This is a genomic window from Wolbachia endosymbiont of Oryzaephilus surinamensis (assembly GCF_025617515.1).
Taxonomy (GTDB): domain Bacteria; phylum Pseudomonadota; class Alphaproteobacteria; order Rickettsiales; family Anaplasmataceae; genus Wolbachia.
The window spans coordinates 809279-826257 of the sequence record NZ_CP092526.1 but is presented as its reverse complement, the minus strand read 5'-3'; the positions used below and the strand labels follow the sequence as shown (position 1 = coordinate 826257).

General features: G+C 34.6%; 15 protein-coding genes and 1 tRNA gene. 7 read left to right on the top strand and 9 right to left on the bottom strand.

All coding sequences use genetic code 11. From position 1 onward, the window contains the following. Window positions 1-167: 167 nt before the first annotated feature. The 6 genes from MJ631_RS03635 to MJ631_RS03610 all read left to right on the top strand — a co-directional run bounded on the left by MJ631_RS03635 (window position 168) and on the right by MJ631_RS03610 (window position 8718). Entirely contained in the window at window positions 168-3383 is a 3216-nt protein-coding gene (locus MJ631_RS03635; protein WP_262986675.1) for a glycoside hydrolase/phage tail family protein, read from the top strand. Window positions 3384-3459: 76 nt separating this feature from the next. Beyond that, window positions 3460-4653 (top strand): hypothetical protein, encoded by a 1194-nt coding sequence (locus tag MJ631_RS03630; RefSeq protein ID WP_214303444.1) that lies wholly within the window; start codon window positions 3460-3462, stop codon window positions 4651-4653. Window positions 4654-4754: 101 nt separating this feature from the next. Next, window positions 4755-5606 (top strand): hypothetical protein, encoded by an 852-nt coding sequence (locus tag MJ631_RS03625; RefSeq protein WP_262986674.1) that lies wholly within the window; start codon window positions 4755-4757, stop codon window positions 5604-5606. A gap of 95 nt (window positions 5607-5701) precedes the next feature. Further along, window positions 5702-6850: a hypothetical protein gene (locus MJ631_RS03620; RefSeq protein ID WP_214303442.1), complete on the top strand. Its 1149-nt coding sequence runs from the start codon at window positions 5702-5704 to the stop codon at window positions 6848-6850. 86 nt (window positions 6851-6936) lie between these two features. Further along, window positions 6937-7761, top strand: coding sequence for a hypothetical protein (locus MJ631_RS03615; protein WP_214303441.1), 825 nt, complete (start codon window positions 6937-6939; stop codon window positions 7759-7761). A gap of 120 nt (window positions 7762-7881) precedes the next feature. Next, window positions 7882-8718: a hypothetical protein gene (locus MJ631_RS03610; RefSeq protein ID WP_149168838.1), complete on the top strand. Its 837-nt coding sequence runs from the start codon at window positions 7882-7884 to the stop codon at window positions 8716-8718. 80 nt (window positions 8719-8798) lie between these two features. On the opposite strand, the gene dnaQ is transcribed toward MJ631_RS03610, so the two are convergent. From dnaQ to rpsD, 7 genes are all read right to left on the bottom strand, one after another. Then, on the bottom strand, window positions 8799-9458 hold the full coding sequence (gene dnaQ / locus MJ631_RS08020; RefSeq protein ID WP_372436136.1) for a DNA polymerase III subunit epsilon: 660 nt from the start codon (window positions 9456-9458) through the stop codon (window positions 8799-8801). An 831-nt stretch (window positions 9459-10289) separates the two neighbouring features. Then, a complete protein-coding gene (gene lipA, locus MJ631_RS03600) occupies window positions 10290-11153 on the bottom strand; it encodes a lipoyl synthase (RefSeq protein WP_149168839.1) in 864 nt (287 codons plus the stop codon). After that, window positions 11146-11460 (bottom strand): 50S ribosomal protein L28, encoded by a 315-nt coding sequence (gene rpmB / locus MJ631_RS03595; RefSeq protein WP_149168840.1) that lies wholly within the window; start codon window positions 11458-11460, stop codon window positions 11146-11148. Before rpmB ends, lipA begins: the two co-directional genes overlap by 8 nt. A 54-nt stretch (window positions 11461-11514) precedes the next feature. Next, entirely contained in the window at window positions 11515-11838 is a 324-nt protein-coding gene (locus MJ631_RS03590; RefSeq protein ID WP_006012687.1) for a DUF721 domain-containing protein, read from the bottom strand. A gap of 267 nt (window positions 11839-12105) precedes the next feature. Next, window positions 12106-12300 (bottom strand): Fe-S cluster assembly protein IscX, encoded by a 195-nt coding sequence (iscX, locus tag MJ631_RS03585; protein WP_026097274.1) that lies wholly within the window; start codon window positions 12298-12300, stop codon window positions 12106-12108. Window positions 12301-12320: 20 nt separating this feature from the next. Next, window positions 12321-12407: transfer RNA gene (locus MJ631_RS03580), tRNA-Leu, on the bottom strand. 10 nt (window positions 12408-12417) lie between these two features. Beyond that, a complete protein-coding gene (gene rpsD, locus MJ631_RS03575) occupies window positions 12418-13032 on the bottom strand; it encodes a 30S ribosomal protein S4 (protein WP_006012690.1) in 615 nt (204 codons plus the stop codon). Between the two features lie 113 nt (window positions 13033-13145). Here rpsD and tkt point away from each other — a divergent pair, with 113 nt between their 5' ends. After that, on the top strand, window positions 13146-15074 hold the full coding sequence (gene tkt / locus MJ631_RS03570; RefSeq protein ID WP_214303440.1) for a transketolase: 1929 nt from the start codon (window positions 13146-13148) through the stop codon (window positions 15072-15074). 42 nt (window positions 15075-15116) lie between these two features. Here the strand turns inward: tkt and MJ631_RS03565 are convergent, their stop codons facing one another. Both MJ631_RS03565 and MJ631_RS03560 read right to left on the bottom strand, forming a co-directional pair. Further along, window positions 15117-16736, bottom strand: a complete 1620-nt coding sequence (locus tag MJ631_RS03565; protein WP_262986672.1) for a recombinase family protein — start codon at window positions 16734-16736, stop codon at window positions 15117-15119. Continuing rightward, window positions 16645-16920 (bottom strand): hypothetical protein, encoded by a 276-nt coding sequence (locus tag MJ631_RS03560; RefSeq protein ID WP_017532679.1) that lies wholly within the window; start codon window positions 16918-16920, stop codon window positions 16645-16647. Before MJ631_RS03560 ends, MJ631_RS03565 begins: the two co-directional genes overlap by 92 nt. Between the last annotated feature and the right edge of the window lie 59 nt (window positions 16921-16979).

Sequence of the window (16979 nt, the reverse complement as noted above, 5' to 3'; positions counted from 1 at the left end):
GATCCCAGTGTCAGCTACTCGGATGACAGGAAAAGGGCTACTCGGATGACATCCTTTTTTTCCTGGATACCAGTCGCATGACACTACTATATAGTAGGTCCCAATTTTATCCCAGTCTGGGATCTTCTTTCAAAAATTCAAAACAATCTATTAAAAAGGAGAATATTATGTCTACAATAATTTTATCATCAATTTTAAGTAAAGCGGGCAGTATTTTTGGGCCAATTGGCCAGATTGTTGGCTCAGAACTCGGTGCTCTGCTTGGTTCACAGCTTGATAATGCAATATTTGGTCTTGATGCCGAGCAAAAGATAACGCATGGGGCGAGGCTGAAAAATCTGCAAGTTCAAACCTCAACTTATGGCAAAGCAATTCCAATTATCTATGGCACTGCTCGCATTGCTGGAAACATTATTTGGTCACAGCCAATAAAAGAGGAGGCGATAACCACTCAAAATAAAACAGGAAGAGGTATAAATATTACATATAACTACTATGCAACACTCGCAATTGCAATTTGCAAGGGGAAAGTAGAAAAATTAAATAGAATCTGGGCGGATATAAAATCGCTTAGTTTTGATGAAATAGATTATACTTTTTACCACGGCAGAGAAGACCAAAACCCTGATCCGTTTATGTTATCAATCGAAGGTGAGAAGAATGTACCAGCTTATAGAGGAATATCTTACATAGTCATCAAAAATTTCCCTTTGGCAGACTATAGTAATCGTGTTCCGGTGTTTACATTTGAAGTGCAAACTGCATTAAAATCAAGTGGATTTTCAGTGGCAGAAAATATTAAGAATATCAATATCATACCAGGTTCAGGGGAGTTTGTGTATGATACGAAAATACAGAAGAAAATTGCACGAGAAAAAATAAGCAGTAGTCAATATATTCCCTATGGACCGGTACAAAGAGTAAATCACAATAATCACACAAAAAAGAGCGATGCTATGCTTTCTTTGGACCAATTGAAGGAAAGTTTACCAAATGTTGAATGGGCATCGGTAGTGGTTAATTGGTTTGCAAGCAGTTTGAATATCAAAGATTGTAAAATATATCCTGCAGTTGAATTTCAAGACGATTCTGCTATAGTGCCTGATGATTGGCAAGTGGGAAATATAACCAGGGATAATGCCCAGCTCATTTCAAAAGATAATCATGGAAATCCAAGATATGGTGGTACAGTTAGCGATGCAGCACTAATAAGATATATAGAAGAGCTGCATAGCAGAGGTTATAAGGTGATGCTCTATCCAATGCTCTTGCTTGACACAAAAAACAAAGAGTGGCGAGGAAAATTGAGCGGTACTCCTCAGGATATAAGTGATTTTTTTGAGAATCAGTATAGCAAATTCATAGAGCATTACACGAGCATTGCCAAACAAACTAAAGTGGAAGGGTTTATAATCGGGTCTGAATTTGCGCAGCTCACCAGAGTGAAAGATGTAGAGGGTCACTATCCTGCAGTAGCAGAGCTAGTTAAAGTTGCAAAGCAAGTAAAATTTCAGCTTGGAAAAGAAGTAAACGTAACTTACGCTGCCGATTGGAGTGAGTATCATTCATATGATGGTTGGTATAATATGGATGAACTATGGTCTTCACAGTTCATCGATGTTATTGGCATAGATGCTTACTTTCCACTCACCGATGGCCCAGAACCTCCTTTTGGCTATTCCGCGAAAGATGTAACGGGTGGTTGGAGCAGTGGGGTAGGGTATGATTATTTTTACGATTACTCAAAAAGTGATCCTGAGAAAATAAAGTATAATGACAGCGAATATGCGTGGAAAAATATCGAGAAATGGTGGAGTGAAGTTCATGTAAATCCAGGTGGTAGTAAAACAAAATGGCAACCAAAAATGAAGAAAATATGGTTTACCGAATATGGATTTCCCAGTATGAACGGCTGCACTAATGAGCCCAATGTGTTTGTTGATAAAGGTAGTATAGAGAGTAAATATCCACGATACTCAAACGGAGAGGTGAGCTTTCTTTCGCAGAAAACTGCAATCGAAGGAACATTAAAAAAGTGGCAAAGCTCAGAAATGGTGGAGAAAATGTTTCTCTGGGCGTGGGATGCAAGGCCATTTCCTTATTTTCCCAACTTGTGTGATATGTGGACTGACTGCCATAATTGGCAAACAGGGCACTGGATTCAGGGAAAAATTTCACAACTTAATGTTTCCGATGTTTTGTCTGATCTGTTGCAAAAGGTAGGTCTCAAAGGCGATCAGTTTGATACAAGTGATGTTAAAGGATTACTATCTGGGTATGTAATAAATGATCAGCAACCCGTACGCTCAATTATTAAAATGCTGCGAAGGTGCTATTTTTTTGATGTGGTTGAACAGAACTCAAAACTGAAATTTATTCAAAAGGGCAGGGGAGTGAAAACTGAAATACCAATTGGCGAGATGGTTACCAATAACGTTGCAAAACTTGTTAATATTAGTCAGCTAGATTTAAATAGTAAAGTCAATGTTGTTTATTTTAACCGCAATTTTGGCTATCCAATTGATGTGAAATATGCTGAACTGCCAAAGCAGGGCAATGCTGCAACAGTTCCAATACCGCTCATTATGGAGGAAGGGGAGGTGCAAAATATAGCTGAAGTTTTACTTTATTCTTCGTGGCAAGAGAGAAATGTATACAACTTTAAGCTCCCGATAAAATATGCATGGCTTTTACCAAGTGATGTCATAGCAATTTCAGATGGCGAGAAAAGACATACGATGAGAATTATAAAAACAAAGTTTGAAAGCATGTCCATTCAAGTAATGGGAGTTGGTTATGATCCCTCTATATACAAGCTCTCCTTTCCTTCAACAAGATCACTTATGCTTAAAGAATACCCTCCTTCTCGCGTCAGTAAATCTATCGTGGAAATGATAGATTTACCGCATATTAAAGGTAATATCGCAAGTTTTACTTTAATTAGTGAAGAGGAAGGTTGGAAAGGAGCAACGCTTTTTATTTCGTATGATGATAAAAATTATAAGCCCATCGCGAGCGCAAATATACAATCTACTTACGGATATGTAATCGAATTTACCGATGAGGGAATTACAGTAGTACTGCGTTTTGGTAAGATAGACGTCATGAGTCCAACTGTGTTAGCGCTGGTTGGAAAAGAGGTAATAAAATTCGAAAGAGCAAAGCTTATAGATAAGAATAAATACAAATTGAGTGGCCTAATTAGAGGTCAAAAAGGCACTAAGAAATATGAACACACTGCAGGTGAAAAATTCGTTCTGCTTGATCATTCAATAATTTCTTTCGAAGTACAAAGGGGTAAAAAGTTTTATCTCAAAGCAGTCACCTACGGTGATTCATTGGATAATACGAAAGCGAAACTATTGATCAAGAACTTCAGCTAACCAACAGGTATATTGATTTACACTTTATTAAAAAATCCACTATATTATAAATATAGCAATATAGTGAGGTAAAATTATGACTAATAGTGTAAATGAATTATCAAATAAAGCACCAATAATACTAACATGGGTGCCAAGAGTACATGGTGCATCTTTACCGAATGGTAAAAATAGTACCCTGAATTATTTAGAAATAATTAAAAATCATAAATTAACAAATAAAGAGGAGAGGGACATATATTTGGTTATAAATGGTCCTGGATTTGAAGAAAATCAAATAGATAGTTTAAAACATGAGCTGAAAGGAATTGAAGGAGTACATGTTATAGACTTGCATCAATATGACTGGAGTGAAATAGACACAGGATGGAAAATAGATGGTAAAGACATTAGCATAAAGGATTTCTTTAAGAATATGTATAATATGTCAGAGGAGCAAAGAACATATTTTGCTGTTGAAATAGATACTTTTAGATTAGTTGCTCTGGCACTCTTAAAGCAGTTTACAGGACACGAAGGTGGGATATATATAGATTTTGATTCTTTAAAAGCCATTGACTCTCATATAGGGAAGGATATAACAATTCCTGAGGGAATTTTATTAGGAAATGTTATAGCGTGTTTTCTTGATCAAGAAGGAAATACGAACTACACAAGTGCAGTAGATATAAAGAACTCAAATCATTATGACGAATATAAAAATCTAATGATTTTTACAAATAATGATTGCATTGCGATAAATAATTCAAGTGTAGCAGTTAATATTTTGTCTGATTATAAAGATAAAATATTAAGCCAAAAAGAGGCTTGTAATGAGGTTAAAAAGCGCTTATCTACAGCTTTAGAACAAGAAGAAGAACTTGCTAAAGGAGTTTCCTTATTCACAAAAGATGAAGAACTCAAAAATGAGATAATTAAACAAACAAAGGAAAAGATTAAAAAATGCGTTTCAAACTTTGAAAGCAACGGAATACAAGAGCTATATAATATCGAGAACTTTCAGTGTATTAACAACGCGCTTGGTGAATTTAGCTTAAGTTTTGCTCAAATGAGTACAGCACGAGTTCTTATTGTTCAATTATGTGATGGTGAAAAAGTGAGCAAATGTCCATCATTTTCTTTTAATTGTAACAATGGTAATTATGTTCCCGTACTAGAAAGTGATTTATCCTGGATGAAAGGAAAAGATCTATACCATGAACGAGTAGATAACAAGCTGGAAGAAGCAGAAGTAGACCAGATAGCAATGAAAAATCTATCGCTTGCATAACAGTTGTTAAAGATAGAAAGTCCTTTAAAGCAAAGGTTCTAAATAATTGACAGTCAATAAAATATAACACTAGTATTAATCTATGTGATAGAGGGAATAATATGTCAAAAAAAATAGTTAATGCACTGAAAGCTAAAGTAAAAGGGCTGGAATATAATTACTTAAAAGCTCAAGCAAAAACATCAGGAGGATGGAGTGAAGTTAACTCTGGCGATCTGAAATATAAAGATCTTAGAAGAATGGATAATATTATCATTAATGGTAGAGTAATAACTAATGAAGTTATTAGTGGGCTGTTAAGAAACGCAAATGAAGCAGAGAGCAGTCGTTTATCTCTCAAGAGAGTCTTTATAGGAATGTTTGAGTACGCTGATGCAATAGTTCCAAATGATTTGATTATTGAGGAGCTGATAACTAACTATAATCAGGCGGGTTATTCTGGCTTTTTTAAACTCTTCTATAATGAAGCATTACAACCTTGTGATTTGATGGCATCTTGCTCTGAAAGGATAAGTATTCATATGGAGTGTAATGATCCTAACTATCTTAGATGCTTTTCTAGCACAGAAAACGTGAGAGTGTCTTACTCTACAGACGGTTATATGTCATTAGATGAGCTATGCAATTTATCCGGCTCAGTAGAATTTAAACTGAAATATAAAGATGGAAATGTGACATATGAAGATGGTAAAGTGTTGTTTACAATTCCTAAAGCATTAGAAGACTACAGAGCTGGTAATGACAATCTGCTCGATAAGCTTACTGATATTATTAACAAGGTTGTTGAATATTTAAAAAAGCTCTGTGAGAAATTGGGCTTTAAGTTTGATACAAAAATAGAGTACAATTCTGAGCGTAATATAAACATAGAGCACAACCTTGGCAAGCCACTGCTGGTGATGGATGAACCAGATATATATGCTGTCAATGGCTTAAGGCACAGAGAACACTGAAGCTTTTCCTAAAATATTTTAGCTAGAAGCAAGGACTTTTAGTTGAGTTTTTTTGCTAAAATCTCATTATAACATAAATGTGTTAAGGTAAAATAATGATCGGTAATGTAAAAAAATTATCAAATGAAGCGCCAATAATACTAACTTGGGTACCAAGAGTATATGGTGCATCTTTACCAGATGGTAAAAACAGTGACCTTAATTACTTAGATATAATCAAAAATCATAAATTAACAAATGAAGAGGAGAGGGACATATATCTGGTTATAAATGGTCCTGGATTTGAAGAAAATCAAATAGATGATTTAAAGCGTGAACTGAAAGGAATGGAAGGAGTGCATGTTGTAGATTTACACCAATACGACTGGAGCGAAATAGATACAGGATGGAAGGTAGATGGTGAAGACATTAGCATAAAGGATTTCTTTAAGAATATGTATAATATGTCAGAGGAGCAAAGGATGTATTTTGCCGTTGAAATAGATACCTTTAGATTGATTGCTCTGTCACTCTTAAAGCAGTTTACGGAACATGAGGGTGGAATATATATAGACTTTGATTCTTTAAAAGCCATTGACACTCATATAGGGAAGGATATAACAATCCCTGAGGGAATATTGTTAGGGCAAATTACTGCACATGTTGATCAAGAGACCGGCAAAATTATTAAAACGGATTTAAATAATGACTTGATTGCAGTAAGTTGTCCAAGTATAGCGATTAATATTTTAGCTCAATATAAAAGAGAAATACTGAGTCAAGAAAAAATGTGCTATGAGTTGGCAGAACGTTTATCTCGGTTTATGCAAAGAGAAGAATCACAATTTTTTACCGCATGTAAAAGATTGGAAGAAGAACAGCTGTGGGATTATGAGACGAAGAGATTAGTGAGAGTTATTAAATACGGATTAAAGAAGATAGAGTGTACAATAGGTGATCTCAAAAATGGTGAGATAAGAAAATTATATGAGCCACGGGTGTTAAGGTATATGCAACATCCTGAAGTAAGTATGAATTTGGGTCAATTTTATACTGTAGAAGTAATTCGTAGTGAATTAATTGGTCAAGACGAAAGTAAACTGAAGCTGTTTTGCTTCGAAGAGGACAATGGCAATTACGTTTATATAATAGATAGTGATCTATCTTGGGCGAGAAGAGAAAACTTATACCATAAGCAGGTAAAAAGTGAGTTAGAAAAAGTACAAGTAGATCAGATGGAATTGGAAGATCTATCGTTAAAGTAATCAAGTGCAAACCCGCAAGAAACTCAAGTTACAGTTCATAGTCTATATTAGTTAAAAATTAATGATTTATATCTATTATAGTATATATGTCAAAAAAAGTGATTAATGAGCTGAAAGATAAGGCGAGGGAGAGGAGATATGCTGATTTGAAGTCTACAGAAAGTTCTGATTATAGAACATATAAGGATTTGGATATGGACTTCAATAGTGAATATGAATTTGTTTGTGACCTTGTTATTAATGGGAAGGCAATAACTAATGATTTCATTAAAAATTTATATTTAAAACATGAAAATCTCATTACAGAAGATAAGGACAAAAAAGGGAGTTATCGTCTGTTTCTTAAGCAAATCTTCACGGAAGTATTTGTACACGCCGGTGCAGCAGTTCCAAATGACTCTATTATGGAAGAATTGATAACTTATTATAACAGGTCTGGGTACAAGCAATTCTTTTCTTCTCAAAGTCAAGCACTTCGTTCTTTTGGATTGTGCATGTATTCATTCCACTATTTAATTCCTTCTTACAGAGAAAGGACCTATATAAGTTGTGAAGATCCAAATTATCTGAAGTTCAGTTTTAGCGTAAATGATGGTATATATAACGGTAATAAAATTTTAGTATGTGATTTACAAAACTCAGTGGAGTTTAAACTAAAATGTGAAGGTGAAAATGTGATATATGAAGAAGGTAAGGTTTCTCTCACTATTCCTAAGGAGCTGAAAAATTACAAAGCAAATGATAAGAATTTGTTTGACGTTATTATTGAGTATTTTCAGAAATTTTGCGAAAAATTTGGATTTCACTTTTTTGAGGAAAATTTTGAGTATAATCTGGATAAGCCACTTGGAGTATTAAGTGATATAAATACAACCAAAGACAAGAATCTAAACTTGAAGAATTTAAAATAAGATATTGAAATCTCCGCTTTTTTTAATAAGGTGAGTATAATAAAAAGTAAATCAAGTTTTACAGAAAACCTTTACTTATGATGAAAAGTACGTAATACGTATATAATATAAGATTGTGATATGTCAAAAAAAATAGTTAACGCATTGAAATCTGAAGTAAAAAAGCTCAAGTATTCTGATTTAAAATCTATACCAATGAAATCAGGTGGTTGGAGTAGCATAAACTCTGGTTACAACACATATATTGACCTTGATAGATCACACAACCTTACTATCAACAAACAAAAAATAACCAATGAGCTTATCGAGGAGCTATATTCAAAACATAAAGATCTCATTTTAGGGAATGAAAAAGGGAAAAGAAACTATTGTTTATTTCTTAAAGTAGTCTTTATGGAAATGTTTATACGTGTTGGTGCAACAGTTCCAAATGACTCTATTATAGAAGAATTGATAACTAGTTATCATCAAGAAGGATATAATCATTTTTTGTTTCTGCATTTATTAAAGGCTCTTTTTCCACTTGGCTTGCTTGTGTTAGATTCTGATATAATAATAACTTATAGTATGGATTGCCATAGTTCCAATTGTCTAAAACTCAGTTTTAGCATGGAATGTATAAGGGTACTTAGCAGTGATCTTGCTAGTGATATCAAAACACCAGGTTTTTACAGTTCAGTAGAATTTAAACTGAACTGTAAGGGTAGAAATGTAACATATGAAGATGGTAAAGTGTCTCTTATTATTCCGAAAGAGCTGAAAAATTATAAAGCAAGTGGTAGAAGTTTGTGTGACATTACTATTGAGTATTTTCAAGAATTTTTTGGAAATTTGGGATTTAAATTTGAGACAAAAGTGGAACATAGTCTAGGTGAACCACTTAAAGTGTTAAAAGATGTAAATACATACCATGATAAGAACTTAAACTTGAACCAACAGTTAAGTAATTCAAGATAAGATATTGAGATTCGCATTTTTAAAGCTAGAAAACACATTCATTGAGAGAATAATTTCGCTACTGAAAGCAAAAGGCGTTTTTATAATCTTCTATCTACTACTCCCTCATGAACAGATACGTTAATCTCATCTAACTGCTCACTAACTTCTTCATTACTTGGCAAGTGTCCTCTAAGAGATAAGTTACGTACTGCATGCTGACATCGATCCAAAGGAGTTTGTAATCGCTCAACATATACTTTTGCTAGCAACTCAGCGTCAATTAGCGCTCCATGTAACTCCCTACTCTCTAGTGATATACCAAAACGCTCACACAATGCACTTAAAGAAGCCGGTGGTCCAAATTTCTTTCTTGCAAGCGGTAATGTATCTAACACTCTGTCTGAAGAGATTAATTTGGCATTCAGTTTACCAAGTTCCATGTTCAAAAATTTAATGTCAAATCCAGCATTGTGAATTACCAAAGTATCGCTAGATATAAAATTAAGAAATTCAGATGCAATCTCTGAAAATAATGGCTTATCCTTTAGAAATTCTTCGCTGATACCGTGAACTTTAAATGCACCTTTGTCTATGCTCCTTTCTGGGTTGATGTATCGATGGAATACTTTGCCTGTTGGAATATGATTAATTAGTTCTACACACCCTATTTCGATAATTCGATGGCTATTGACATCAAGACCTGTAGTTTCAGTGTCAAGTACTATTTCACGCAGCCCATCTTGTTTGGAAAGTTCTATACTTAACCTACTACTAGGATCTGACTGACTATTGGCAGCTTGTATCGTTTTTTTTCTTTTAGCTACTAATTTTTTTGTAGCACCTTCACCATCTTTTACTCTAGAGTGTCCAGGCGCTTCGGTTATTGAGCTTTTTTTTATACTATCAAGGATAACTTCTTTATCATTTAAGAATTTTTTACCGTTACCTTCTACATAAAGTGAGGTGAGATTTTTGAGTGCTATATCTCCTCCATAGTGGTGGCGCCACACTCCAACAATGTTGTTGTTTTCTACATTTAATAAAGTAAGATTTGGGAGACGTTTGCTGCCAATCAAAAATGCAAAACCTCTGTCTCCAATATTGTTATTACTTATTTCAAGTAAAGTAAGGTTTTTTAGATTGCCTTGACCTATATATCCTGCACTTTCAAAACCGAGTTTATTGTTCCTTAGAGTGAGCGAAGTAAGATGTGTAAGTTTACTTAACTCTTTTACATCTTTACTATCAATCTCTACATTTATTAAATTAAGCTCGTTAATGCCTTTTTTACTCTGTAGAAAGTTTGCTAGCTCTCTTATATCAATTTTAGCACTTACATCTGATATTGTTAAAGCTTTATCATGTACATATCCACTAAAACCCACCTTACCCTCTGTTAATATACTATGTAAATATTTTAACTGGCATCTCAGTAGCTGTCAATTGCTTATATAAGATCTTAAACAGCTGGTTTAGGTGCTGTAAAATTCATACTTTTTGTGATCAGCTAAGTAAAAAGTCAAGCCTAGGGCAACTCACTAAGCTTTTCTGATTTATTGTCCCAAATTTGGGACAATAAAATCGAGATGTCAATTACAGGACTTGAGCCTGTTAAAATCTTCTTCAGCGTGATATGATGAACGGGTTAATGGACTTGATGCAACTACCAAGAAGCCTTTAGAATAAGCAATATATTTATAATGCTCAAACTCTTCTGGAGTAACATATCTATCAATTTTTGCATGCTTTGGAGTTGGTTGCAAATATTGACCAATTGTAATGAAGTCAACTTCGGCGCTACGTAAATCATCCATAACCTGAAAGATTTCTTCTTTTGTTTCTCCAAGACCAACCATAAGCCCTGACTTCGTGAAAAGTTTAGAATTAATCTGTTTCACCATCTTTAGCAAATATAGTGAATGAAAATAACGAGCTCTTGGTCTTATTTTTGCATACAGCCTTGGCACTGTTTCGATGTTGTGGTTATAAACATCAGGTGATGCAATAGCTATTGCTTCAAACGCTCCTTTCTTATTTAAAAAATCAGGAGTGAGGATCTCTATTGTTGTTTCCGAAGTTATCTTTCTAATTTCTTCTATACACCTTATAAACTGATTTGCACCACCATCTGGTAAATCGTCACGGTCAACAGAGGTAATGACAACGTGCTTTAAATTTAACTTTTTTATTGCTTTTGCTAAATTTTCTGGTTCATGAGGATCGAGCTTATCAGGAATGCCAGTTGCAACGTTGCAAAACGCACAAGCACGAGTACAAACAGAACCGAGAATCATCACAGTAGCATGACGTTTATTCCAACATTCACCAATATTTGGACACGCAGCTTCTTCGCATACTGTATGTAAGTTATGTAGCTTAACAGTATTTAAGGTTTCATTGAATACTTTACCAGCTGGAGCTTTTGCTCTGAGCCATGTAGGCTTACTATGCATTTGAAACAGCTAGCTCTACCTCTTGTTTTGCTAAAACTTTCTTTAATCTTCTTTTTATCTTTTGCGCTTCTTTACTTAGTTTAATTGTTTTTGTGTTGAGCAAGAAAGCATCAAGATCACCTTTGTAATCTATAGTTCTTAAAGTTCTTGTCGCTATACGAAAGCTAAACTTTTTTTCTAATATATTACTCGTTAATGTAACTTTATGTAAATTTAAGAGAAAGGTACGCTTTGTTTTACGATTTGAGTGCGATACCTTATTACCAAAAGACTTTTTTCTATTTGTTAATTCACAAATTCTACTCACTTCAATATACCAATTTATCCTATGTAACTAGGTTAACCTTATATAGTTAAATAGTCAACTCCCTTGCTTGATTTTTATACCGTATACTGCTTTATAGCCAAAAAACACTGTAATTTTTTCTATTACAAGAGAAACCATATGCTGCATTTCTAATGCTTTACTGCCATTTGTTACTAACAGATGCAGAACACCAGAATTTACGTTTTGTGCGTATGAGATCTTTTGTGGTTTTGTACATTCTGCTAATTCCTCTCCAACTATACTTTTCCAGTTTAAAATAAGACGTATTTCATTTTTGCTGATCTTATTTTTCATGCATTTTAATGCATAGTTTTCTATTATAGATTTTAATTTCTTTGGCCCGCTATATTTAAACATCTTTCCAGTGCTTAAAATTAAATTATATTACAACTTTCTTATACAAAAAACTAACTTATTGTTTTCATGATCCTCGGCCTCACACATAAAAAGCAGTATTTGTATATCTAGCATTTGCCAGAATTTTGTGTTTCCTACCTTGTAATCATTTTTAATTTTAATTTGTTAAATTATTATGAAGCTAATTAAAATTCGGGTAAAGTATAGTATTTCCAAGAAAATTATCTTTTTACTGTATGCAGTAATTTTCTTATAGCTATCTGTTTTTTAAGATCTTTCTGCAATCCAAGCTGCTTGAATGGCCTCTAATATTTTTTCATTACAATACTTTTCATCATCATCAAACTCCTTCAAACCCAAGATCTTTTTCTTAAGTTCAGTGAATCTAATACTAATTATATCCTTATTGGGAAACTTCTCTTCTAGAGCTTCTGCAATATCTTCTATATCAAGCCATTTCATACTTTTTTGATAAATTAAACTGGTGCCCATGGGGAGACTTGAACTCCCAAGGTCGCAAAACCCACGGATTTTAAGTCCGCTGCGTCTACCGATTCCGCCACACGGGCCTTATGTTGTTTATCTAGAGTAAAATTCTACTACTAAATTGACTTCCATGTCTGCTGAATAGGGGACTTCGGAATATTGAGGCGCTCTCAAATACTTCACTGAAAGTGCTTTGCTATCTGCCTCTAAATAATCTGGAGCCTTACGTTCTTGTTTTTGTTCAGCCTCTATTAATATAGGAATTTTTGCTGCTCTTTCCCTTATTTTTACTATATCACCAGGCTTCACTCTATAACTTGATATGTTAACCACCTTATCATTAACTGTAACATGTTTATGAGATATAAGCTGTTTTGCCGAGTAAATTGTTGGCACAAAACCAGAGTGATATAAAACAGAGCTTAACCTTGATTCTAAGGCACCAATAAAATTATCAGCCGTATAACCCTTTCTTTTGTAGGCATCTAAAAATGTACGTCTAAGCTGCTTACTTGAAATTGCATAGTAGAACTTAAATTTTTTATGTGCAGCAAACTGCTTACCAAAATCAGATAACTTCTTAAATCCAAGAATACCATGCTGACCTGGAGGGTATTTTCTTTTATTGACCGAATCTTTTGCTCTACCCCATAAGTTTACACCAAGCCTGCGACTGATTCTATACTTTCTATTGATAACAGTTGTCATACAAAAATTCTCACAATCTAACTATAAATTATTAATGATTTTAACATTAAGTGTCAACTTGTTTTTGCCACTATGATATAGTATACTTCACTTTTAAGTTTTCCTATTAATACATGAATCATCTACTACTAAAATCCATGGCAAATGCTGTCCGCTTTTTATCAATTGATGCAGTACAAAAAGCAAATTCTGGACATCCAGGTATGCCACTTGGCATGGCAGATGTTGCCACTGTATTATTTGCTAAATACCTAAACCATAACCCTGATGATTCTCAATGGATCAGTAGAGATCGTTTCGTCTTATCAAATGGTCACGGTTCAATGTTGCAATACTCTATATTATATCTGACAGGCTACATTAGTATAGATGAACTAAAAAACTTCAGGCAACTTACATCAAAAACTCCAGGTCACCCAGAATTTGGCTTAACTTCTGGTATAGAAGCAACAACAGGCCCGCTTGGTCAAGGATTTGCCACTGCTGTTGGCATGGCACTTGCTGAATCGATTCTTGAAAAGCAGTTTGAAATCAGTCACTACACTTATGTAATGCTAGGAGATGGCTGTCTTATGGAAGGTATAAGCCATGAAGCAGCGTCCCTTGCTGGGCATCTTAAATTAAATAAGCTGATAGCACTTTTTGACGACAATGACATCTCTATAGACGGCTTTACTAGCCTCTCTTGTTCTGATGATGTAGAAAAGCGTTTTTCAGCGTATGGATGGAATGTTGACAAAATCGATGGGCATGACTTTGATGCTATATCCCTTGCAATAGAGCAGGCACAAAAGTCTGATAAACCTACACTAATCTGTTGCAAAACTATTATCGGAAAATTTTCGAGCCGTGCTGGCACATCTTCTGCTCATAGTGGTGCCTTTACAGAGGAAGATGTAAAACAGATGAGAGAAAAATTGAATTGGAACTATGAACCATTTTATGTACCAGAAGATGTGAAAAACGCTTGGATGGAAACAGTTAAGAGGGCAAAACAAAACTATACATCCTTGATCAATGAAGAACTACAAAGAAGACTTGAGAAACGTTTGCCGAATAACATCGAGAGTGATTTGGCTAACCTGAAGAAACAAATATGTGAGCTCATGCCAAACGAAGCTACTCGATCTTCTTTCGGCAAAGTAATGGAAATATTGACTAAGTCTATGCCAGAACTAATTGGTGGCTCTGCTGATCTTACCGGTTCAAATTGTACTAAATATAAGCACATGCAGGCAATAGATAGTAATGATTATGGTGGCTCTTATGTCCACTATGGAGTGAGAGAGCACGCTATGGCAGCTTGTATGAATGGTATGGCTCTTCATGGTGGAATTATTCCTTATGGTGGAACTTTTTTAGTATTTTCCGATTACTGCCGCCCTGCTATACGTCTTTCAGCTTTGATGAAACAGCAGGTTATATATGTAATGACTCATGACTCAATTGGAGTAGGGGAGGATGGTCCAACTCACCAGCCAATAGAGCATTTAGCTTCTCTGAGAGCTATACCAAATCTGTATGTTTTTAGGCCAGCAGATGCAATTGAAACTTTGGAGTGCATTAGCATTGCATTGGAAAAAAAAGAATCTCCATCGTTATTTGCACTTTCAAGGCAAAATATTAATTACATGCACTCTTATACTGACCAATTGGCCAACCTATCAAAATTTGGTGCATATATACTATGCGAATATTCAGGGAAGCTAGAAGTGACGATATTTGCTACCGGATCTGAAGTTGAAATTGCAGTTGAGGCAAGAGAAAAATTACAGGAAAAAGGTGTAGGTACAAGGGTCATTTCTATGCCGTGTTGGAGGCTTTTTGACGAGCAAAGTGATGAATATAAAGGGGCAATATTAAATAATGACAGCATTAAAGTTGCAATTGAGGCTGGAAGTGAAGTGGGTTGGCATAAATATATAGGCTCAAACGGTATATTTATTGGCATGAAAAATTTTGGAGAATCAGCACCTTATGAAGCTCTTTATAAGCATTTTAATATTAGCGCTGATTATGTAGTAAAATGTGTTTGTGAATAACACTTTTTGTCATTACGCTGCGCATAAAATTACTTAATGAACTCAGCCAATACCGTTATTATGACGTCCAGTACAATGTTGCAAATTAAAAATCTCTCCATCCTGTGCTGGTTCTTCGATTCTAAACGCCACTTCTACCTGATCATAACCAATCTGAATTCGTTCTACTAATGCTTTAATGATGCCACGCTTAGTTTGCCAATCTAGCTGTTCCAAATTAGATTTTACACTGGAATAAAGACTCTTTATACTGTTGATGATAAGGTTCATTCCCTTCTCTATTGCTTTTTGATCAACTACCTTTTTCTTCTCTTCTTCTATCCCTCTTAAGCGTTCCCTCATTCTTTTCATCGTCTGTTTAAATTCTTCCTCACTTATATATCCTTTATCTCCTACATTTTCTTGACTATAATAGTCTTCCATTAACTTTTCGATGCCTTGTTTTATTTGATTTTCCCTTCTTGCAAACTTCTTATCTGATGATTCATCATTTTTATTTTCTGCAATTCTACGGTGATACTCATTTTTTATTATCTCTGGGTTTTTTAGTAAATTTTTCACCTTTTCCCATATAGCTGTTTCTAACATATCTGTACGGACCAATTTATTAGTACACTTCTCCCTACCATCAGTAATACGTATAGTACTACTACAGCGATAATAGCTAAACTTTTTTCCCTCAACTCCACATTGTGCACCACTATACGCATATCCACAGTTTTGACACACAACTAGACCTTGTAATAGATATTTCTTTTTTCCTCCCTCTCTCTGCATCCTTGCTCTTTTTCTATTTTCATCCAGTTGCTTTTGTACTTTATTAAATAACCCTTCATCAACTATTTTTGGTACTGGTATATAAATCCAGCTGTCCTCATCTGTGCGACAGATAGAAACCTTTTGTTTATTTCTTTCTCTTTTTTCAACCCTCTTTAATTTACCAAACGCTGCTTGTCCTTTATATGCTGGATTTCTTAATACCTTCCAAATTATTATTGGACACCACACCTTCTTTCCAGTTCTTGTTCTAATTGACTTATCTCTTAGTCTACGTATCACTTCCCTTATACTTATTCTCTCTTGCCCTACCCACATGAATATCTGCTTTACTATTTTTGCTTCCTCTTCATTTATTTCAAACTTTGTCTTTTCTCTATCTACATGCTTTATACGATTATAACCAAAAGGTGCAATGCCAATTACACTTACACAGCCTTTTTTTGCTCTATGGAGTTTTCCCCTACGACTACGTTCCATAATCTTTGTACACTCATATTCTGCCACTAATCCTTGCATTCCCAATAACAATTTAGACTCTGGATTATTTTCAGTCTTATGATTTAAGAATATTACTTCTACTCCTGCTTTTTCAAATTCATCAAGTAGTATCATTTGATGTGCAGATTTTCTTGATAGTCGGTCAGGTGAATGAATATAAATTTTATCAATTTGATCTTCTCCTACTTTATCACGTAATGCATCTAAACCTTCACGTTCTAAACTCCACCCACTAAGCCCATCATCCTTAAATTCATACTCATTCAATAACTCATGCTTATCTGCAGCAATTCTATGCTTGAGCTCGGCAATTTGACTCTCTATTGTATTGTTCTGCGCTTGACTCTTCGATGAAACTCTTGCATATAAGGCCACTGTTATCATTTTTCTTTATCTCCTTTTCATTGTTTCTTTTTACCGCATACCTTAGTAACAGCTCATAGGCGTCTGCTAGATGTTGTTCCGCTAATTCATCTGGCTCGTATCGGCAAGTTAATGTTCTTTTTCTCATAGTTTCTCCTGCAAATGTTTTTGTAGTGCAAGGAGCCTTACCACTCCTTTTTTCCATCAATCCATTTATTCTTATGAAAAAGACCAACTTTTATCAGCTACAGCCTTCAAATTTGG